Origin of the sequence: Roseibium salinum (genome assembly GCF_026240905.1) — a bacterium.
Lineage (GTDB): Bacteria > Pseudomonadota > Alphaproteobacteria > Rhizobiales > Stappiaceae > Roseibium > Roseibium salinum.
The window spans coordinates 2,488,187-2,508,315 of the sequence record NZ_JAPEVI010000003.1; the positions used below are offsets into that span (position 1 = coordinate 2,488,187).

Sequence of the window (20,129 nt, forward strand, 5' to 3'; positions counted from 1 at the left end):
CGAAGATCGCCTTTCAACTCAAGCAGCGCCGGCCAACCCCGGCCGCGGTGGTTCCGAAGCCGCAGGAGATCCGTCCCGTTCAGGAGAGACGCGAGGCACTGCCCAGGAGCATTCCGGATGCTGCCGAGCCCGGCGGCCTTGACCGCCTGATCGGCCACTCCGCGCAAATGCGCGATGTCCATGACCAGATCAGGCGAATGGCCCCCTCGCAGGCCCCCGTCTTCATCACCGGCGAGATCCGGTACGGGCAAGGAGCTGTGCGCCAAAGCGGTGCACGACCTGTCGGACCGGCGTCCGAACCGGTTCGTCACGCTCAATTGTGCCGCCATTCCCCGCGACCTGATCGAAAGCGAGATCTTCGGCTATGTCCGGGGCGCCTTTACCGGGGCGACCGACAACCGGGCCGGGGCCGCGGAACAGGCAGATCGCGGAACGCTGTTTCTGGATGAGATCGGCGAAATGGACCTGTTGCTGCAAAGCAAGCTGCTGCGGTTCCTCCAGACAGGTACGTTCCAGCGCCTTGGCGACACGCAGACGCGGAAAGTGAATGCGCGCATCATCTGTGCGACGAATCGCAATCCGGTTGCCGAAATCTCGGCCGGCCGGTTCCGCGAGGATCTTTACTACCGCCTTCATGTCCTGCCGGTCCACCTGCCCCCGCTACGCGAACGCCGCGACGATATTCTGCCGCTCGCCAAGGCTTTCCTGGAGCGCTACTCCCACGAGGAGCGGCGCGGCTTCAGGGGGTTTGACGCGGACGCGGAATCCCGGGTCGTTTCCTATGCTTGGCCGGGCAACGTCAGGCAGCTTGAAAACACCATCCGGCAGATCGTCGTCATGAACGATGGTGCCGCCGTTACCTTCGACATGCTGCCGATGGCCATTCGCGACCAGAGCAGCCGCCCGAACTCGATTATCGACCTGTCCCGCGAACGCTCCCGCGCGGCAGCGCCGATCCGCGCCTTCGGCTCGATAGAGCCTCTCTGGGCACAGGAACGACGGATCATCGAGGATGCCCTGGATGCCTTTGACGGCAACATCGCCATGGCAGCGGCGGCTCTCGAGATCAGTCCGTCCACCATCTACCGCAAACGCCAGTCGTGGCTGGCACGCAGCGGTTGATCCGCATTTCTCACGCCAAGCAGAGGGCGCGGGAGATATGCGGTCTGGAATTTAGCATTTCCGGCTAACGTTTACTGCATTGCACACATTTCCTTGTCTTGCGCGGGAAGTCAGTCTATATCGATCGGCCAAATCGCTAATAAAAGACAAGACTTAAGGGCGTGCGGGGAAATATGGCTTTGCTGGCTGGAACTACACATCGGCGGATTGCGTCCGCTGTTCTTATTGCGACTGCAACACTGACAGGCATTCTGTCCGCGCAGGCAACCACGGAGACCAGCACCGCCCCTTCCGAAGCATTCGCAGAGGCCCTGAACGCTTACGACCAGGCCTGGGAAGCAGCGGACCTTGCCTTCACGAAAACGACCTTCACGGAAGGCGCCAGTACCGGCTACGGACAGTACAGACCGCGTGAAAACGCGACTTTCTCCGATGGCGAGGCGCTTTTCATCTATGCCGAACCGGTCGGCTACGGCTTTCAGGAGAACGGCTCTGAATATGCGTATGAGCTGACGGCAAGCTACAAGCTCTTGAACCTTTCCGGTCAGGTTCTGGCCAAAGAGGACAATTTCGCGGTCTTCTCCGGCAACGGCCGTTCGAAGAAACGCGAAATCGCAGCCTCCCTGAATTTCCGGTTCAGCGGATTGCCAGCGGGCGAGTACAGGCTGGAAACGGACTTCACCGACACGGTCGGTGGCGGCCGGTCCGGCTTCGTTTTGCCCTTCACAATATCCGCGGCGGACTGACCGGGCTGGAACACGCGTCCGCTCGAAGCCGGCCTTGCCCAAAATCCTGCCACTATTCAAAGGCAGGGTCCGCCCATCGGCAGGCGTTCTGCATCGCCAGCCCCCGCCAAGGGGAGGCCGGCGCGGAAAATCTCCTCGCAAAGCATTGACAACACCCTCTCAGCTACATAAATCGGAGACGCTGCTAGCACTCGCCATGTGGGAGTGCTAATAGCCGCGGGAGACCCAGCTTCTCCCGTGCGGTTCAAACCCAATGTTCATGTCTCGCGCGCTGCCTAAAGTGTGGGGCGCGCTCATGAGAGGAAACAGTCTTATGGCATTTCGTCCACTGCACGACCGTGTCGTCGTCCGCCGCGTAGACTCTGAAGAGAAGACCGCCGGCGGCATCATCATTCCGGACACAGCAAAAGAAAAACCGCAGGAAGGCGAAGTCGTTGCCGTTGGCACCGGCGCTCGCAAGGACAATGGCGATCTGATCCCGATCGACGTCAAGGAAGGCGATCGCGTTCTGTTCGGCAAGTGGTCCGGCACCGAAGTCAAGATCAACGGTGAAGACCTCCTGATCATGAAGGAATCCGACATCATGGGCGTGATCGCGTAACCATCCGCGAACCGCTTCTGATTTCAACTCCATTCCAGAACAAGTGAGACGATTACATGTCTGCCAAAGAAGTAAAATTCGGAACGGACGCCCGTGAGCGCATGCTGCGCGGCGTTGACACGCTTGCCAACGCAGTCAGGGTGACCCTCGGCCCGAAAGGCCGTAACGTCGTTCTCGACAAGGCATTCGGCGCTCCGCGCATCACCAAGGACGGTGTCTCCGTTGCCAAGGAAATCGAACTGGAAGACAAGTTCGAGAACATGGGCGCCCAGATGGTGCGCGAAGTGGCCTCTAAGACCAACGACGTCGCCGGTGACGGCACCACCACTGCAACCGTCCTGGCCCAGTCCATCGTCAAGGAAGGCGCCAAGGCCGTTGCCGCCGGCATGAATCCGATGGATCTGAAGCGCGGTGTCGACCTTGCTGCCGCAGAAGCCGTCCGGGCCCTGACCGCCGCTTCCAAGCCGATCACAACCTCCGCCGAAGTTGCCCAGGTCGGCACCATTTCCGCCAACGGCGACGAGCAGGTCGGCAAGGACATTGCCGAAGCCATGCAGCGCGTCGGCAACGAAGGCGTCATCACGGTCGAGGAAGCCAAGTCCCTCGAGACCGAGCTTGAAGTCGTCGAAGGCATGCAGTTCGACCGCGGCTACCTGTCTCCCTACTTCGTCACCAACGCCGACAAGATGCTGGCTGACCTGGAAAAGCCGTACATCCTGCTGCACGAGAAGAAGCTCTCCAACCTGCAGGCCATGCTGCCGATCCTGGAAGCTGTGGTTCAGTCTTCCCGTCCGCTGCTCATCATCTCTGAAGATGTTGAAGGCGAAGCCCTGGCAACCCTGGTTGTCAACAAGCTGCGCGGCGGCCTGAAGATTGCTGCCGTCAAGGCTCCGGGCTTCGGCGATCGCCGCAAGGCAATGCTTGAAGACATTGCGGTCCTGACCGGCGGTACCGTGATCTCCGAAGATCTCGGCATCAAGCTGGAAAACGTGACGCTCGACATGCTCGGCACCGCCGAGAAGGTCACCATCACCAAGGAAACCACGACCATCGTCGACGGTGCCGGTGCCAAGGAAGACATCAACGGCCGCGTTTCCCAGATCAAGGCCCAGATCGAAGAAACCACTTCCGATTACGACCGTGAAAAGCTGCAGGAGCGTCTTGCCAAGCTCGCCGGCGGTGTTGCAGTCATCCGCGTTGGCGGTGCAACCGAAATCGAAGTGAAAGAGAAAAAAGACCGCGTCGACGATGCGCTGAACGCAACCCGCGCTGCCGTTGAAGAAGGCATCGTCCCGGGCGGCGGCGTCGCTCTGCTGCGTGCGAAGAAGGCTGTCGAGGCTCTGACGAACGACAACCCGGACATCGCTGCCGGCATCAAGATCGTTCTGCGCGCTCTGGAATCTCCAATCCGCCAGATCGCCGAAAACGCTGGTGTCGAAGGCTCCATCGTGGTTGGCAAGATCCAGGAAAACGACGATCCGACCTTCGGCTTCAACGCTCAGACCGAAGAATTCGTCAACATGATCGAAGCCGGGATCATCGACCCGACCAAAGTTGTTCGTACTGCTCTGCAGGACGCAGCTTCCGTCGCGGGTCTCCTGATCACCACCGAAGCCATGGTTGCCGAGCTGCCGAAGAAAGATGCTCCGGCAATGCCGGGCGGCGGCGGCATGGGCGGTATGGGCGACATGGGCTTCTAAGAAGCCCAAAGCTCAGAAGCTTTACGGAAAGGGCGGCTTTCGGGCCGCCCTTTTTGCGTTCAAGGTCGCCCATCATTGTCAGCTTGTGCCGCTGTGCGGCACGGGGACGACTGGCCTTCAAAGAAGCCCAAAGCCCAGAAACTTTACGGAAAGGGCGGCTTTCGGGCCGCCCTTTTTGCGTTCAAGGCCGCCCATCATTGTCAGCTTGTGCCGCTGTGCGACACGCGGGACGGGCTTCCAAGGCGCCTTTCGGTTTGGGACCTCAGGGCGAGATCTTCCCGCGGCCGGTCGGAAAGTGCCCGTCCAGAAGCAAATCAGTTGCGCTTCGGGATATTGACCGCGTTCTGGCTTGCCGGCCGGGCTTTGCACTCCTCAAGCCAGCGCACCACGTTCTCGAAGTTGGCGAACCCCACGGCCTCGCCTGCTTCGTAGAAGCCGTCGATCGTGCGGGCCCAGGGCCAGGTCGCGATATCGGCGATGGTGTATTCGCCGCCCATGATGAAGTCCCGCCCTTCCAGGCGTTTATCCAGGACCGCGAGCAGCCGCTTGACCTCGTCCCGGTAGCGCTCGAAGGGGCGCCGATCCTCATATTCGCGCCCGGCGAACTTGTGAAAGAAACCGAGCTGGCCCGTCATGGGGCCGAAGCCGCCCATCTGCCACATCAGCCACTGTATGGTCTCGTATTTCGCCGCCGGTTCCTGTGGCAGAAACTTGCCGGATTTCTCAGCAAGATAGTGCAATATGGCGCCCGATTCCCAAAGCTGGAGGGGCCTGCCGTCCGGGCCGTGCGGATCGATGATGGCCGGGATCTTGTTGTTCGGGTTCAGCGACAGAAACTCCGGGCTCATCTGATCGTTGGATCCGAAATTCACCACATGAGGTTCGTAGGGCAGCCCGGTTTCCTCAAGCATCGCCGAAATCTTGATCCCGTTCGGGGTCGGCAGGGAATAGAGCTGGATCCGTTCCGGATGCTTGGCGGGCCACCGCTGCGTGACCAGGAATTCGAACAGTGCAGACATATGCTACTCACCATCAATCGTTGCGCCCCGGCCCCTGCCGGGATATCCGGTTCGGATATAGGTCGTTTTACGGAGCATTTAAACCCATCGTCTGTTGACGATGGATGAATTTGTCCTTTCGGGAAGATAACTCTATAAGGTCGCCGGAAGTTTCGTGCCTTTGCCTTTTCGTCAGGAGACCGTTCATGGCCGATGATCAAGAAGCCCGGCTGGAAAAGCTTGAGATCGACCTTGCCCACGCCCTAAATACGATCGATGACCTTAACGGCGTCGTTATCCAGCAGGGCAGACAGATCGAGCGGATGACACGGCTTCTGTCCAACATGACCGAACAGGTCGAGGAAATGATGGAAAGCTCCCATCCCGGTCACCGGATCGACAAGCCGCCCCACTACTAGCACTCATGCTGTTGACGCCGGATCATTTGATCCAGCGCATGGCAGCGCAGCACTGCAGGGTTAGGGTCTGCCGAGATTCCGGTCCGAGCCACGGGTGGCGGCATCCGTGACGAAAGTCTTTCAATCCGGCTAGACTGCAGATCTGCGAAGGTGCGACATGCGTTTTTTGCTTCTACTCCTCGTCCTGGGCTTCGCGGCTACCGGTGCCTACTGGTGGTCCAGCCGACCGGCGGAGGTTTATGTCACCACTCCTTACACGGGCCGCGCCGCCGACGTCGTCTACGCGACAGCCGTCGTGGAACCGGTGAGATGGGCCAAGGTGACCAGCATCATCCGCGAGCGCATCATTTCGCTGTGCGGCTGCGAGGGCAAACGGGTGAGCCAGGGAGACGTGCTGGCGGTGCTCGACAGCGGCGATGCGCGCGCGACGCTGGCCGAACTGGAGGCCCGGCAGGTTCTTGCGCAATCGGAAAGCGAGCGGGCCCTGCAGCTTCTGGAGCGGCGGGTGGGCAGCCAACAGGTTTACGACAGGGCGCAAAGCGAACTGGCCCGGGTGAACGCCTTGATCGCCGCGCAGAAGGAACGGCTGAGCGACTACCAGATCACCGCCCCGATGGATGGCGTCGTATTGCGCGAGGACGGTTCTGTCGGCGAAGTGGCGGAACCGGGGGACATTCTCTTCTGGATCGGGCAGCCCCGGCCCCTCCAGCTGGTTGCGGAAGTGAACGAGGAAGACATTCCCAAGGTGAGCGAGGGGCATATGGCGCTTATCCGTGCGGACGCCTTCCCGGACAAGGATCTGCGGGCGACCGTCTCACGGATCACGCCCAAGGGCGATCCGGTTCTGAAGAACTACCGCGTCTATCTCGACCTGCCCGAAGAGACGCCGCTGCGGATCGGCATGACCGCCGAGATCAACATCATCACCCGCGAGAAGGACGATGCGCTCCTGGTGTCGGCGGCTGCTTTCGACGGCTCGACCGTGCAGGTGGTCGGCGCGGAAGGCCGGATTGCACTGGCAACGGTCGAGACCGGTATCCGCGGCACGCGCGCCATAGAGATCCTCGAGGGGCTGGCCCCTGATGCACGCATCGTCATGCCGTTCAACGCGGAGCTCACCGAAGGGCAGAAGGTTCGTCCCAGAACCGGGGAGCCGCGGTGATGCTGCTCCTGCGGATTGCGACGACTCACATCCGAAGCCGCATGCGCCAGACGGTGGTCTCCATATTCGGGGTTGCGCTTGGCGTCGGTTTCTCGATCGCCATGGCCAGCCTGATGGAAGGCTCGCAGCGGGACTTCACGGCAACCCTGATCGATGCCATCCCCCATGTCGAAATTCTGGATGAACAGCGCGCCCCGGCCGAACAGCCCGCGAGCGTCGTCTACAACGCGGTCGCCTTTCACGGCCTGAGGCCGCGGGAAGACCTGCGCGGCATCCGCAACCCGACCGAGGCCCTGGCGTCGCTGCGGGACTGGGTGGACGGCAACATGGCGCAAAGGCTGAGCGGCCAGGCGGTGCTGCGCTACAGCGGCCAGGACATCGGCATGAACCTTGTCGGCGTCGTCCCCCGCCGCGAACTCAGCGTTTCGAAAATCAGGGAAGACATGCGTGAAGGCTCGTTTGACGATCTGGATACCACGGCAAACGGGCTCGTCATCGGGGACCAGGCCGCCGAACGTCTGGGGGCGGGCGTCGGCGACACGGTTACACTCACATCGGCAAACGGGCTGGCCAAGCGGTTCAGGATCGTCGGGTTGTTCCATTCCGGCATTACCACGAAGGACGAGGGACTGGCCTATGCACCGCTCAAGGCGGTTCAGATCTTGCTGGAAAAGCCGGACATCATCAACAGCATCGCCATCCGCCTGACCGACATCAGGCAGGCGAACGACGTTGCCGCCCGTGCCGAGCGCCAACTGGGCTACAAGGCGATCTCATGGGAGGAAGCCAATGAAGGCCTGATGGAAGCCTTCTTCGTGCGCAACGTCATCATGTACACCGTGGTCGGCGCCATTCTGGTGGTGGCCGGGTTCGGCATCTTCAACATCGTCTCGACCATCGTGCACGAGAAGGCGCGGGATATCGCCATCCTCAAGTCGCTGGGATTTCCGGAAGGAGACATTCAGCAGATCTTCGTCCTGGAGGGCCTCGTCATCGGCGTGCTCGGCGCCATTGCCGGATGCGCCCTCGGCTTCGGGCTGTCGAGCTACCTCGCCACGATCAAGTTCGAATTCACCCAGGACGTGGAAATGACCCGCCTGCCGATCTACTTTTCCACGTTGCACTATGCCGTTTCCAGCGTGCTGGCCCTGTTTTCGGCGGGCATCGCCGGCTACATTCCCGCCCGCAAGGCGGCCCGGCTCAATCCGGTCGACATCATCAGAGGTGCGGCATGAGCGCGGCCGCAGATACGGGCAGCCCTGCCCCGCTGCTGGAAGCAAGATCGCTCACGCGCATCCTGCCGGCCGTCGTTCCCGTGACCCTGGTGAAGGACGTCGATTTCAGGATCGGTGCGGCCGAATTCGTGGCGATTACCGGCCCCTCCGGATCGGGCAAATCCTCGCTCCTCTATCTGCTGGGCCTGCTTGACCGGCCGACGGAAGGACATGTGCTCATCGCGGGACAGGACACGGGGGACATGAGCGCGAGTGAACTTGCCCGCATGCGCCTGGAAAAACTCGGTTTCGTGTTTCAGTTCCACTTCCTGCTGCCGGAGTTCTCCGCGCTTGAGAACGTGATGATCCCGATGCAGAAGCTCGGCAAGCTGGGCCCGGCGCGGCAGAAGGACCATGCCACTGACCTTCTCGCCAGTCTGGGTCTCGGGGACTTTCTGCACCGCCGGCCCGACCAGCTTTCCGGGGGACAGCGCCAGCGTGTCGCGGTCGCCAGGGCGCTCGCCAATTCTCCGGATCTTATCCTGGCGGACGAGCCCACCGGCAGCCTTGATTCAGCCTCCACCGAGCAGGTGTTCGAGAGCCTGCAGAAAATCGTCGATACGCAGAAGACCACCGTGGTGGCGGTCACCCATGACCTGGAACTGGCCGGGAGGATGGAACGGCGCATCCACCTTGTGGATGGCCGGATCGACTACGACCGTCAGCAAGGATCTTCATAGCCCTTCAGAGAGACTGCCCTGTCCTTCATGCGCGGGCTGGACGGCGGCCAGAAGAAGCAGGATGCCGACCGGGATGAGCGGGCGGCTGCAGTGGAAATCAAATCTGTCCAACACCGGCTTTTCCCCGCCCCTGCGCGGAAACCGGCATTCGCTCAACAGCTTGCCACTTTTCCAGCAAAAACCTGTGCCATGCACGCAGCCGCTTGCCAAGTGCCTGATGTCATGGCATAAGCGCGCAATCATCAAGAGAAGGGCTGGCGCCCTCGCCAACCTGCCTGACCGGGCAAGGTGGTTTCCGCAACGGGATGCGGCTGGACAGAACCTCAAGAGAGGCTGATCGGCAACTAAGCGGTTGTTCTCATGCGCCAGTCCTCCTCGGGCAACCGATGGAGGATTTTTTGTCTCAACAGCCTTTTGCCGGACGTGCGGCAGACCTGATCGATAATCAGCTCGCCGGAAATGCGGACATCGGCTCCGGTCCCTGGGAGCAGGCGGCCGAAGACTGCGTCCTGGCGCGAGATCAATTCCCTGCGCCTGATCGGCGGCGTGCCCCGGCACAAGGCGCCGCTCGATGGTCAGGCGCGTCTTGAACGTCTGCGGGGGTTGCTTCAGCTCTGGGCAAACGGCTGCACCTGCGCGGTCGACGAGGATCTTTTTGCCGATATCCTCAACCGCTACCGGCCGTGACCGAAGTGAGCTTTCAGTTGGCGGCCTTCGCCCCTCCCTGGCGTGAGGCTGGTCAAGCAGCGAGGGATAGGCATTCCGTGCTTCGTCCCAGGCGCCGCTAAACGACCCTCGGAACCGGGCGCGGCTTGCCGCTGTCGTCGACGGCCACCATGGTGAAGATCGCTTCGGTCACCTTTTCCCGGTGGCCATAGCGGTGCCGCAGAGCCCAGGCTGCCAGCTTGATTTCCATCGAGGACGTGCCGACGCGGACAATGTCGGCGTAGACGCACAGGACGTCGCCGACATGGACCGGACGGATGAACTTCATCTTGTCGACCGCGATCGTCACCACGCGGCCCTGAGCCCTTTGCCCGGCGGCAATGCCGCCGGCAAGATCCATCTGCGACAGCACCCAGCCGCCGAAAATGTCTCCGGAGGCATTGGTGTCGGCCGGCATGGCCATGGTTCGCAGTGTCAGATCGCCGCTTGGCTGCTCGTCATCATTCACGCCTGAGCCCCCCAAATCTTTCAGTCGCGAAAGACTAACCGCCAGCGTGAAGATCACAATAGCCGTTTAACGCATCACCAGCAGCAGGATGGCCATGATCCACAGGGGAAGCGGTGCGGCGACCCAGATCAGCAGGATCGGAAGGCTTCGATGCAGAAAGGTCGAGCGGGTCATTTGGAAAGATCCTTCCTATCCGATGGACGGGATTTCAAGCACGGTCAGAACCGCAAGGGCCGCCATGCCGGTGACAAAGGCGAGTTTTGCGCTTCCCAGCAGCGTGCGGCCCGCCACATCGAGCTTCGGCAGGGGCAACTTGCGGGAGTCCAGATACATGGATGTCACCATGATCGAGAACCCGGCGAACCAGACCACCACGAGGGCCTCCGCCACAAGAACGACAGCCGTCAGCATGATGCGTGCCCTTCGCGATGTTCGGTGGAAAGATTCTCCGGCGGGGTCGCCCCGGCAACTCCGAACGTGGCGAGCCAGAGGCTCTGCGCGATGCGCTCGGCCACCGCGATGATCTCGTCGGCGAGCTCGGGAACGTAAAGCTCCCGGACGACCGGACGGAACACGCTCAGCCACTCACCGTAATCGGAGCTCACCAGTTCCGTCTGCTTGACATGCGCCGGCACGGGCTTGCCACTGTAGGCGCCGTTCTTCAGGAGAACGGATTGCCAGAAAGCCTCCATCTTCGGCAGGTGCTCGTCCCACCTGCCGTCCAGGCGGCGGGAGAAGATCTCGCCGAGCCGCGGATGCTCTCGGATGCAGCCGTAGAACGTGTGCACCATCACATGGATCGATTGCTCGCTCACGCTTTCATAGCGCCGCAGCCGGTCTTCCCCGTCTGCGCCGACGCTCCCCGGGAGAGCTTGCCCTGGAACGGAATTGCGGGCTTCCATCACCGTCTCCATAACATTCATCTAATATGCATCTTTTAAATCTCACATCGTCGCGCTAAAATCAACATCTAAGATGAATGTTTAATGGATGTCAGCCATGCGCCTCAGTCAGGCCAGCGATTTTGCCTTGAGAATTCTAATGGCGACCGGCCAGTCCGACGAGGCTCAAACGGTTGCCAAGCTGACCACGCAGCTGGGACTGGCTCAATCGCATGTCATGAAGATCGTCGCGCAACTGGCAAGAGGCGGCTATCTGGAAACGACACGCGGGCGCGGCGGCGGCATCCGGCTGGCAACAGCGCCGGAAGCGATCAGGCTCGGCGACGTCGTGCGCCTGATGGAGCCTGACCTCGGCGTCGTCGCGTGCCTCAGGCCGCAACCGACCACCTGCGCCTTCCTGCCCCGCTGCGCGCTGAAAGGCGCCATGGCAAGAGCATCCGAGGCTTTCCTGGACAGCCTCAATACCGAAACGCTGGCATCGATCCTGGTGGGCACGCAGATGGCGGAGCTGCAGAAAGAATACTGAAGAACCTTCCCGCGGTCATTTCCGACTTGATCAGGCAGGCTTCGGGCCATGACGCCTTCCGCGCCACCGCTTCGGGCGTCCTCCCGGACGGAGCGCAGCGGAGATCCGGGATCGCAGAGCCGCAGGCCTTCGTTCTTCGAACCGATACCACTCGGTTCCCCGATCCCGGCTCGCGCTGCGCCTGGCCGGGATGATGATGGAGACTGAAGACAAGTGTGGGATGTTGCCTACAGCGTGGACGCCTGTTCCAGGAACGCGACCTGCTCCAGGCAATAGTAGCCGGAGATCCGGCTGATCGTGCCCGAGCGTTTCCAGTCGTTCAGGACACGGCTGACATTCTCACGGGCCGCGCCGGCCATGTTGGCGATGTCCGCCTGGCTGAGCTTGTAGTGGATCAGCACCCGGCCGTTGTCGAGCGGCTTGCCGAAGGTTTCCGAAAGCTGCAACAGGGTCTGCGCGACGCGGCCCGGCAGCGGCAGGAAGGAACGGGCGGCCAGCACGTCGTTGGCATGGCGTAGGCGCTTGCCGACGATCGACAGCATGTGGCGGTAGACCGCCGGCTTCTCGTCGGCGAAGCGCTGGAACGCCGCCTTGTCGATGAAGGCAAGCTGGGCTTCCTTCAGGGCGATGACCGTCGCGGAGCGCGGGCGGCCGTCGAGCAATGCCAGTTCGCCGACAAGGTCGCCCGGGCCCAGAACCGCCAGGAGCTGTTCATCGCCGTCAATCGACATCAAGGACACCTTCAGCGACCCTTCAAGCACCGCATAGCAGCCGTTTCCAGGATCGCCGTTCTCGAAAAGAATTGTACCCGCCGGTATTTTCATCGGTCGTGCCAGACGCGACAAACCGACCGCCAGTTCGGGGTCGAGCCCCTCCAACGAAAAGCTATTTTTCAGAAAATCCTTTTTGATTTCAGCCACCTGGTCCCCCTGCCGTACGCTGCCACCATGAATTCACGAGGATCAAGCGCAATCCTGTGATTTCCATCACGTGCAATCAAGCAAAATATCCCTATATCTCAAGTCATGGAAGCGGGGGCGCCCCTCCCCCTCTTCCTGGCCTCCACGAAAAACGGCTCTGTTCCCCACAGAGCCGTTTTTTCGTTTCAGCTCAAGAAAACATCCTTCTTGTCCAGCGTTCGGAAAAAGCGGTCGCTGGCCAGGACTTCATACTGGCACTCGCGGATGGCGATTTTCCTGCGGGGTTCGTCCCGCCGCAGACGGTCGTCGGGGCGGCCTGGTATTGCGGCCACGAAGCTGCGGTCGGTCATGCCGTCGAAATGGTTGTGCAAGAGCCGGTGCAATTCTTCCCGGTTGGCGATTTCCGGCAGCGGGGCCGCCTTCTGCAGGATCTGCAGCCCGAAGGGCCTGGCAAGGCGGGCCAGCCGCGAGGCCTTGAACCCCGGCGACACAGGCGAGATCAGCAGTGGCGGCACGTCGAAATCGGCATGCTCGATCGCCTTGAAGACGAGGCGCGCCAGGGCCGTTCTCTCCAGCAGCCCTTCGCGCACGGCAACGAAATCGGGCTGGCGCTTCATCAGCACGCTGTAGCGGGCAAGCTGTGCCTTGGCTTCGTCAAGCAGAAGTTCGTCCGGAAGGAGCCTCAGGAGCGCGCGGCGCTGGAGCTTTTCGCGCCTGAACATGCGCTCGCCGTAGATCTCCTGCATGCGGGTGCTGACCGGAGACACCCGGTCGCCGCTGAAGGCCAGCGTCACGCCGAAGTGGACGGACTTGCCGACCATCTCCGCCGTTTCCTGAAGCGGACGGAACTCCCGTGGCCACAGCTCAGTCGCGACGATCGCGCCAACGGCGCTCAGGCGTCCGTGCTCGGCAAGCTGACGCAATGCGCGGTCGACCCCGAACGCGAGGCCGTAGTCCAATGCTCCAAGAGTAATTCGCTTCATGAACTTCCGCAGGCGGACCGGACGGTGGAAATGTCCTACTTCCCTGCGGCATTCATTGCTTGTTTGCAAGTCTCTTCTTGCGAGAGCCTTGAGCCTGTGGCCGGTTTACCGGTACGAAAGCGGTTCGAGAACAGGGCCGATCCGTCCCTCGACCTTGTAGACGACAAGTTTTTCCAGTCCGATGCCTTTGACCTGACGCTCCAGTTCGGCGATTTCTTCGACGGTCCGGAAACTGCTGCTCAGTTGGTCCGCCCGGTCGCGGCGTCCTTCGGTGACATAAAGGCCCGGCCGGTCGAAGAGGTCCGGGACCGGCTCCGGCTTCATCACATAGCGGATGCGCTCGTTGATCTGGATGACCGGCGCGGTGTCCTTGAGGAGAAAGTCGAGCTGGCCGTTGAGACCGTAGCTGGACGTCACGACGAAAGCGGCATTTTCCCGGGCCGCCATTTCCTTGATCCGCCCGCCGATCTCCGGCCAGCCGCGCAGCTGGAACGTCGGATCCTTGCGGGCAAACTGGCCGGTAAACGGGCGGACCGCGTGAAGCTGAACCAGCACGGCGACCAGAAGGCCAAGAACGACGCCCCCAGCCGCGAAGCGCCGCCAGAACGTCCGGTCCGGACCAAGCCCGGCCACGAACACGGCGGCCATCAGCGCAAAGGCCGGAAAGAGCGGTGCCGGCCAATTCGCCTGCACACGCGCGTGCAGCGAGTGATAGAGCAGGTAGAGGAGAAACGGCAGCACGGTGAGGAGCAGCAGCGACGGCGCGATTTCCCGTGCCCGCAATCCCCAGAACAGTTTCACCGCGCCCAGGGCCGCCAGGATTGCGATCAGCGGATTGGCGAGGCCGATGAGGGCGCCCAGAAACTCGAAGATATATTTCGCCGTATAACCGCCGTTCGCGGCTCTTCCGAACTGCTTGTAGAAGCTCGCCCATTCGTGGGCGTGGTTCCAGTAAAGCACGGGGCTGAAGCACATAATGGCGATGGCGCCGCCCGCCCAGAGCTGCCAGGCACCCCACCAGCGGCGGGCTGCCGGCACCCAGGCGAGCCACAGCACGATTCCCGCGCCCAGAAAGAGCACGGAATATTTGGACAGGAGGCCGCAGCCCGCCATCAGGCCGACGAGCAGCCACCAGTTCGGGTTTTTCGAAACGGAGAGCTCGGCCAGCGCCCACAGGGTGAGCCCCCAGAAGAAGACGGACGGCGCGTCGGGCGTCGCCAGTATGCCGCCGATGCCGACGAGAAGGCTGGTATTGAGAAACAGCACCGCCCAACCTGCGACCTTTCGGTCGAACAGGATGGCGGAGGTGCGCCAGAGCGCGACGGTGCCGATCAGGCCGGAGACGATGACGAGCACCCGGACCGCGAACACCGTATCGCCGAAGGCCGCCTGCCCAGCGGCGATCCACCAGCCGATCATCGGCGGATGGTCGTAGTAGCTGAGGGCCGGATAAAGACCCCAGAGGCGGTAATAGGCTTCGTCCTCGACGAAATGGGCGTTGGCGGATGCAAAGAGCTTCAGGGCCGTCAGCAGGCCGACGACCACAACCAGCCCCGCCGGACGCAGGAAGAACGGCAGGTCGTCTGTCTTTTCAAGTGTCATCGGCGGGCGCTCTTACGATTTGCGCCAGGTGAGAGCCGAGCTGGCCGCATAGTTCCAGACCGCACCCATGATCGCGCCGGCCGTACCGGCGAACCACCAGTAGGACGGGTCGGTATAGATCAGGTTGGCGACGCCGACATTGGCCAGCACGCCGACCGAGCAGACGGCATAAAATGTGAAGAGGCCGATCAGGGCCTGCATGCCGCGCAGGCGGCGGTCGCGGTAGGTCAGCTGGTTGTTGAGAAAGAAGTTCGACGTCATGGCCACGAAGGAGGCCCCGGTCTGGGCGAGATTGAATTCCACGTCGCCGAGCAGGAGCATCCTGAGGGCCACCAGATGAACGACGAGACCGCTGGCGCCGACAAGGCCGAACATCAGGAAACGGACGGAGACGACATTGCCGAAATACTTGGCGAGCAGCAGGCCGAAATAGTCCAGCGTGACCAGCGTATCCAGCTTGCTTTCGCCGTGCTGGCGCTCGCGGAAGGTGAACGGAAGCTCCGTGATCTTCAGGCTTCCCGCAGCGCTGGAGACGAGATCCAGCAGGATCTTGAACCCCTGCGGCGACAGTTTCGGCGCCAGCGCTTCGGCCTTTTCCCGGCGGATCATGAAGAACCCGCTCATCGGGTCCGTCAAGGTTATGTTCAGGAGCTTCTGGGCCAGCGAGTTGGCAATGTTGGAGCCCCAGGCGCGGATCGACGAGAGCCCCTCGCCCGCGGTGCCGCCGTCGATCTTGCGGCTGGCAACCACGAGGTCGGTGTCCCCTGTCTTCAGTTCCGCCAGCATTTTCGGCAGCATCGTCTCGTCATGCTGCAGGTCGGCATCCATGACGGCGACATAGGGCGCCGAGGAGGCAAGGATGCCTTCGATGCAGGCGCCGGACAGCCCGCGCCGGCCGATGCGGCGGATCACCCGGATGCGGGCATCCGTCTGCGCAATGGCGCGTGCGACGCCCGCCGTGCCATCAGGCGAATTGTCGTCGACGACGATGGCTTCCCACGCAATGCCCTCAAGGGCCGTGTCGAGCAGACCGACCAGGATCGGAATGTTGGCGGCTTCGTTGAAGCTGGGCAGGATAACGCTGAGTTCAGCAGGTTCTGCCGGCCGGACATGCCGGCTCTCCGACCCGCCGTTCAAGGCCTTGTCCTCTGCGATGCGCGCCGCACTGTCCATTCTCGATCCTTGTCCGCCGGCCGGCGTCCTCTACCGTAATTGCGCGCGGAACATAGCCTGCCAGAGATTAATTACAAGAAAAGACACGCATGACGGCCCGCCTGCGATGGCGCGCATTGTTTCCTGCGGCTGGCGGTATGCAGTATCCATCGCAGACCTTTTAGCCGCAACTGTGATACAAACAAGGCACGGGGCGGACTTTCCCCTTCCGCCGCAGCGCGCGCGCCGGTCGCACGCGCCCTTCCGGGCATCGGCCGCCTTGCTCTCGGGCCCTGTTTCGTCTAGGAAAACCGCAACATGCATAACGCCCGGTTGCCGGACCGTTTTTCGCCGCAACGGGTACGGAACCTGCCAGGACCCATTAAGACCTCATGGCCCAAAAACCGAATAAACTGAAAGCCCGCCTGCCGCGCGGCTTCGTTGACCGCTCTGCCGAAGACATCCGTGCGACCGACGAGATGCTGGCCAATATCCGCACGGTTTTCGAGCGCTACGGTTTCGACCCCGTCGAGACGCCCGCCTTCGAATATACCGATTGCCTGGGCAAGTTCCTGCCGGACACCGACCGGCCGAATGCCGGCGTCTTTTCCGTGCAGGACGACGACGAGCAGTGGATGAGCCTGCGCTACGACCTGACGGCGCCGCTTGCGCGTCATGTTTCTGAAAACATCAATGAAATCCAGATGCCCTACCGCACCTACCGTGCGGGCTGGGTGTTCCGCAACGAGAAGCCGGGCCCGGGCCGGTACCGCCAGTTCATGCAGTTCGACGCCGACACGGTCGGTGCGCCGGGCGTTCAGGCGGACGCGGAAATGTGCATGATGATGGCGGATACGATGGAGGCCCTCGGCATCCCGCGCGGCGACTACGTCATCCGCGTCAACAACCGCAAGGTTCTGGACGGGCTGATGGAAGCTGTCGGTCTTGGCGGCGATGAAAATAGCCAAACCCGCCTCACGGTGCTTCGCGCACTCGACAAGCTTGATAAGTTTGACTGGGACGAAATCGCTAAGTTGTTGGGCGAAGGGCGGAAGGACGAAAGCGGCGATTTCACCTCCGGTGCCAATCTCTCCAGCACCCAAATAGATGTTATCAAAGGATACGTATTCGCTTCCGGCTATGGCACAGATTCAGGGATCGAGCATTTCCAGAAGCCTGCTGACGTTGAAGGGTATGTAGAAGGCGATGAGCAGGAATCATCACCGGGTTTGTACTACTCAAATCTAGCTACGATATCCGGCCTCGAAGCAATTGTCGGAGATACCGCCAGCGGGCGCGCGGCACTGAACGAACTAAACGTTCTGTTCAAAGTTACGTCTTTGTCCGGATATGGTTCAAAGCGCATTAGATTTGACCCCTCCGTCGTCCGTGGTCTGGAGTATTACACCGGCCCCGTCTACGAAGCCGAGCTCCTGTTCGACGTTACCAACGAAAAGGGCGAAGTGGTCCAGTTCGGCTCGGTCGGCGGCGGCGGGCGGTATGACGGGCTCGTCAAGCGCTTCACCGGTCGCGACGTTCCGGCGACCGGCTTTTCCATCGGCGTTTCCCGGCTGATGACCGCCCTGAAAAACCTCGGCAAGCTGAGCGCGTCCGAGGTGGTGGCGCCGGTGCTCGTCACCGTGATGGACGGCGATGTGGCGGCGCTTGGCCGCTATCAGAAAATGGTTCAGGATCTGCGCAATGCCGGGATCCGCGCGGAAATGTACCAGGGCAACTGGAAGAAGTTCGGCAACCAGCTGAAATATGCCGACCGGCGCGGCTGTCCGGTCGCCATAATCCAGGGCTCCGACGAGCGCCAGGCCGGCGAGATCCAGGTCAAGGACCTGATCGAGGGCAAACGCCTGTCGGAGGAAATCACCGACAACATCACGTGGCGCGAAAGCCGCCCGGCGCAGGTCACCGTGAAGGAAACCGACCTGATCGAGACGATCCGCGGCATCCTGGACGGCCAGGCCGAGGACCGCAGACGGGCGAGCGAGGGTTGATTTGATGAAAGCGGCGGCTGACACCATCGGACTGGACCCGGCCAAGATCGATGCGGTTCTGGAGATGTTCAAGGCGGCCGGACACAGCCCGGTCAGCCCTCCGATCCTGCAGCCGGCCGACGTCTTTCTGGACCTGACAGGCGAGGATATCCGCCGGCGCCTGTTCCTGACCAACGGCACGGACGGCGTCGACCTGTGCCTGCGGCCCGACTTTACCATTCCGGTCTGCCGTCATCACCTGGCACGGAAAAACGCCAGGCTGCCGGCTGCCTATTGCTACAGCGGCCCGGTCTTCCGCCAGCGCGCCGATGGCCTGGGCGAGATTGCGCAGCTTGGCGCGGAAAGCCTGGGACGGAGCGACATCGCGGAAGCCGATGCGGATCTGCTTGCCCTCTCCGTCAAGGCGCTCGAAACCTTCGGCCTGAAAAACAGTTCGATCCGGATCGGTGACGAAACCCTGTTCGCCGCGGTTCTGGATGACCTCGACCTGCCTGCCGTCTGGCGCCGCCGCCTGCGGGACCTGTTTGGCGAAACCGACAAGCTGTCCGCCGCAATCGGGCGCATGGCCGGCGGCGCAGCGTCGGACGACGAGAGCCGCGACGTCCGGCTCGGCTTCCTGTCGGCGCTCGAGGGCGCGGATCCGGCAGCGGCCCACGCGGTCGTCGAAGACCTTCTCTCGATCGCCGGCATTTCCGCCGTGGGCGGGCGGACGCCGAGCGAAATCGCCGACCGGTTCCTGGAGCAGGCGGCGCTGGCAACCGGTGCGCGCGGCCATGACAAGGCCGCGGAAACGCTGACGGCGTATCTGTCCCTGAAAGCGGACGGTTCCAAGGCCGGCAGTGCGCTGCGCGAGTTCGCCAGGAAATCCGGCCTTGCCCTCGATGCGCCGCTGGCCGCCTTCGAGCAGCGCCTGGCCGCCTTGCAGGCCAAGGGCATCGATCCGGACCGGCTGACCTTTGCCGCAGAATTCGGCCGCCGTCTCGACTATTACTCCGGCTTCGTCTTCGAAATTCACGCCGCTGCGGGCGCCGTGGAGGGGCCGCTTGTCGGCGGTGGCCGCTACGACAAGCTGGTGACGCTTCTGGGAGCCGAGCGCGACGTTCCGGCCATCGGGTTTTCCATGTGGCTCGACCGGATTGCCGCGAGCGTGAAGGGATAAGCCATGAGCAAGCTGATCATCGCCATCCCGTCCAAGGGGCGCCTGCAGGAAAACACCCACGACTTCTTCGGCCGCGCGGGCCTGAAGGTCGAGCAGCCGGGCGGCGCGCGCAATTATCGCGGCGCCATCAAGGGGCTCGACAACGTGGAGATCGCCTTCCTGTCTGCCTCGGAAATCGCCCGCTCGCTTGCCGACGGCTCGGTCCATTTCGGCATCACCGGGCTCGATCTGGTGCATGAGAACATCACCGATCCGCAGAACACCGTGCATATCGTCACCCCGCTCGGCTTCGGCTCGGCGGATGTGGTCGTTGCCGTGCCGAAGGCGTGGATCGATGTGGAAACCATGGCGGATCTTTCCGACGTCGCCTCCGATTTCCGCAACCGTCACGGCCGCCGCCTGCGCGTCGCCACCAAATACGTGAACCTTACCCGCTCGTTCTTTGCGCGCTACGGCATTGCCGATTACCGGATCGTGGAGAGCGCGGGGGCAACGGAGGGGGCGCCGGCGGCCGGATCCGCGGAACTGATCGTCGACATCACCACGACCGGCTCGACGCTGCACGCCAACAATCTCAAGATCCTTTCCGACGGGGTGATGCTGAAGAGCCAGGCCAATCTCGTCGCCTCGCTGAGCGCCGACTGGTCGGCAACCGCGCTCGCCGCCGCACGGTCGATCCTCGACCGGGTGGCCGCGGAAGAAACGGCCCGGGGCGTCAAGCTCGTCAAGGCCGTCGTCCACGACCGCACCCAGGCGCTGCGGGCCGTCAGCCAGATCGGAGCCATTCAGCGCTTCTCCGACATCAACGACGCACACCATGTCAGCGTGCTCTGCCCGAAGGACGCCGTTGCCGATTGTGCCGAGCTTCTGATCGGCGAAGGCGCGGAGACGGTGACGGTCGAGACGCTGGACTATGTGTTCACGAAGGAAAACCGCCTGTTCACGCCGTTGAAGGAAAAAGTCGGCGGGTAAAGGAACGGCTTCGCCGTGTACCCCCATCCCT

The 20,129-nt window shown here is 62.3% G+C and carries 21 protein-coding genes and 1 riboswitch; of the genes, 13 read left to right on the top strand and 8 right to left on the bottom strand.

The features are described 5' to 3' along the window. The first annotated feature begins 270 nt into the window (after nt 1-270). The 4 genes from ON753_RS16070 (at nt 271) to groL (ending at nt 4,169) form a co-directional block, all read left to right on the top strand. Nucleotides 271-1,122, top strand: a complete 852-nt coding sequence (locus tag ON753_RS16070) for a sigma 54-interacting transcriptional regulator (protein ID WP_265963623.1) — start codon at nt 271-273, stop codon at nt 1,120-1,122. A 173-nt stretch (nt 1,123-1,295) separates the two neighbouring features. Further along, complete coding sequence (locus tag ON753_RS16075) at nt 1,296-1,868, top strand: hypothetical protein (RefSeq protein ID WP_265963624.1); 573 nt, start codon at nt 1,296-1,298, stop codon at nt 1,866-1,868. Nucleotides 1,869-2,181: 313 nt separating this feature from the next. Further along, complete coding sequence (gene groES, locus ON753_RS16080; RefSeq protein ID WP_265963625.1) at nt 2,182-2,469, top strand: co-chaperone GroES; 288 nt, start codon at nt 2,182-2,184, stop codon at nt 2,467-2,469. A gap of 56 nt (nt 2,470-2,525) precedes the next feature. After that, nucleotides 2,526-4,169 carry a chaperonin GroEL gene (groL, locus tag ON753_RS16085; RefSeq protein ID WP_265963626.1) on the top strand — a complete coding sequence of 548 codons (1,644 nt, stop codon included), beginning with the start codon at nt 2,526-2,528 and terminating at the stop codon, nt 4,167-4,169. A gap of 314 nt (nt 4,170-4,483) precedes the next feature. On the opposite strand, the gene ON753_RS16090 is transcribed toward groL, so the two are convergent. Beyond that, the gene (locus ON753_RS16090; protein WP_265963627.1) at nt 4,484-5,188 is read right to left on the bottom strand and encodes a glutathione binding-like protein; all 705 of its coding nucleotides are present in this window, start codon (nt 5,186-5,188) and stop codon (nt 4,484-4,486) included. Between the two features lie 185 nt (nt 5,189-5,373). Here ON753_RS16090 and ON753_RS16095 point away from each other — a divergent pair, with 185 nt between their 5' ends. The 5 genes from ON753_RS16095 (at nt 5,374) to ON753_RS16115 (ending at nt 9,389) form a co-directional block, all read left to right on the top strand. After that, nucleotides 5,374-5,586 carry a SlyX family protein gene (locus tag ON753_RS16095; protein ID WP_265963628.1) on the top strand — a complete coding sequence of 71 codons (213 nt, stop codon included), beginning with the start codon at nt 5,374-5,376 and terminating at the stop codon, nt 5,584-5,586. A 157-nt stretch (nt 5,587-5,743) separates the two neighbouring features. Continuing rightward, the gene (locus ON753_RS16100) at nt 5,744-6,748 is read left to right on the top strand and encodes an efflux RND transporter periplasmic adaptor subunit (RefSeq protein ID WP_265963629.1); all 1,005 of its coding nucleotides are present in this window, start codon (nt 5,744-5,746) and stop codon (nt 6,746-6,748) included. After that, nucleotides 6,745-7,983 (top strand): ABC transporter permease, encoded by a 1,239-nt coding sequence (locus ON753_RS16105; RefSeq protein WP_265963630.1) that lies wholly within the window; start codon nt 6,745-6,747, stop codon nt 7,981-7,983. Before ON753_RS16100 ends, ON753_RS16105 begins: the two co-directional genes overlap by 4 nt. Next, nucleotides 7,980-8,702: an ABC transporter ATP-binding protein gene (locus ON753_RS16110; protein ID WP_265963631.1), complete on the top strand. Its 723-nt coding sequence runs from the start codon at nt 7,980-7,982 to the stop codon at nt 8,700-8,702. Before ON753_RS16105 ends, ON753_RS16110 begins: the two co-directional genes overlap by 4 nt. Before the next feature lie 234 nt (nt 8,703-8,936). Further along, nucleotides 8,937-9,060: riboswitch (SAM-I-IV-variant riboswitch) on the top strand. 101 nt (nt 9,061-9,161) lie between these two features. Then, nucleotides 9,162-9,389: a hypothetical protein gene (locus ON753_RS16115; RefSeq protein WP_265963632.1), complete on the top strand. Its 228-nt coding sequence runs from the start codon at nt 9,162-9,164 to the stop codon at nt 9,387-9,389. Nucleotides 9,390-9,486: 97 nt separating this feature from the next. Here the strand turns inward: ON753_RS16115 and ON753_RS16120 are convergent, their stop codons facing one another. The 3 genes from ON753_RS16120 to ON753_RS16130 all read right to left on the bottom strand — a co-directional run bounded on the left by ON753_RS16120 (nt 9,487) and on the right by ON753_RS16130 (nt 10,799). Further along, nucleotides 9,487-9,831 carry an acyl-CoA thioesterase gene (locus tag ON753_RS16120; protein ID WP_265967181.1) on the bottom strand — a complete coding sequence of 115 codons (345 nt, stop codon included), beginning with the start codon at nt 9,829-9,831 and terminating at the stop codon, nt 9,487-9,489. Nucleotides 9,832-10,065: 234 nt separating this feature from the next. Beyond that, nucleotides 10,066-10,287 (bottom strand): hypothetical protein, encoded by a 222-nt coding sequence (locus ON753_RS16125; RefSeq protein ID WP_265963633.1) that lies wholly within the window; start codon nt 10,285-10,287, stop codon nt 10,066-10,068. Next, the gene (locus ON753_RS16130) at nt 10,281-10,799 is read right to left on the bottom strand and encodes a group III truncated hemoglobin (protein WP_265963634.1); all 519 of its coding nucleotides are present in this window, start codon (nt 10,797-10,799) and stop codon (nt 10,281-10,283) included. Before ON753_RS16130 ends, ON753_RS16125 begins: the two co-directional genes overlap by 7 nt. A 76-nt stretch (nt 10,800-10,875) precedes the next feature. On the opposite strand from ON753_RS16130, the gene ON753_RS16135 reads away from it, so the two are divergent. Next, nucleotides 10,876-11,304, top strand: a complete 429-nt coding sequence (locus ON753_RS16135; RefSeq protein WP_265963635.1) for an RrF2 family transcriptional regulator — start codon at nt 10,876-10,878, stop codon at nt 11,302-11,304. Nucleotides 11,305-11,531: 227 nt separating this feature from the next. Here the strand turns inward: ON753_RS16135 and ON753_RS16140 are convergent, their stop codons facing one another. The 4 genes from ON753_RS16140 to ON753_RS16155 form a co-directional block, all read right to left on the bottom strand. Next, a complete protein-coding gene (locus ON753_RS16140; RefSeq protein WP_265963636.1) occupies nt 11,532-12,224 on the bottom strand; it encodes a Crp/Fnr family transcriptional regulator in 693 nt (230 codons plus the stop codon). Between the two features lie 185 nt (nt 12,225-12,409). Further along, entirely contained in the window at nt 12,410-13,207 is a 798-nt protein-coding gene (locus ON753_RS16145) for a ChbG/HpnK family deacetylase (RefSeq protein WP_265963637.1), read from the bottom strand. 105 nt (nt 13,208-13,312) lie between these two features. Beyond that, the gene (locus ON753_RS16150) at nt 13,313-14,809 is read right to left on the bottom strand and encodes an ArnT family glycosyltransferase (protein ID WP_265963638.1); all 1,497 of its coding nucleotides are present in this window, start codon (nt 14,807-14,809) and stop codon (nt 13,313-13,315) included. Between the two features lie 12 nt (nt 14,810-14,821). Beyond that, nucleotides 14,822-15,982, bottom strand: coding sequence for a glycosyltransferase (locus ON753_RS16155; protein ID WP_265963639.1), 1,161 nt, complete (start codon nt 15,980-15,982; stop codon nt 14,822-14,824). 371 nt (nt 15,983-16,353) lie between these two features. Here ON753_RS16155 and hisS point away from each other — a divergent pair, with 371 nt between their 5' ends. Genes hisS through hisG form a run of 3 tightly spaced genes read left to right on the top strand, consistent with a single transcriptional unit; the run spans nt 16,354 to nt 20,098 of the window. Next, the gene (gene hisS / locus ON753_RS16160; RefSeq protein WP_265963640.1) at nt 16,354-17,967 is read left to right on the top strand and encodes a histidine--tRNA ligase; all 1,614 of its coding nucleotides are present in this window, start codon (nt 16,354-16,356) and stop codon (nt 17,965-17,967) included. A gap of 4 nt (nt 17,968-17,971) precedes the next feature. After that, the gene (locus ON753_RS16165; protein ID WP_265963641.1) at nt 17,972-19,126 is read left to right on the top strand and encodes an ATP phosphoribosyltransferase regulatory subunit; all 1,155 of its coding nucleotides are present in this window, start codon (nt 17,972-17,974) and stop codon (nt 19,124-19,126) included. A 3-nt stretch (nt 19,127-19,129) separates the two neighbouring features. After that, on the top strand, nt 19,130-20,098 hold the full coding sequence (gene hisG, locus ON753_RS16170) for an ATP phosphoribosyltransferase (protein ID WP_265963642.1): 969 nt from the start codon (nt 19,130-19,132) through the stop codon (nt 20,096-20,098). The last annotated feature ends 31 nt before the right edge of the window (nt 20,099-20,129 follow it).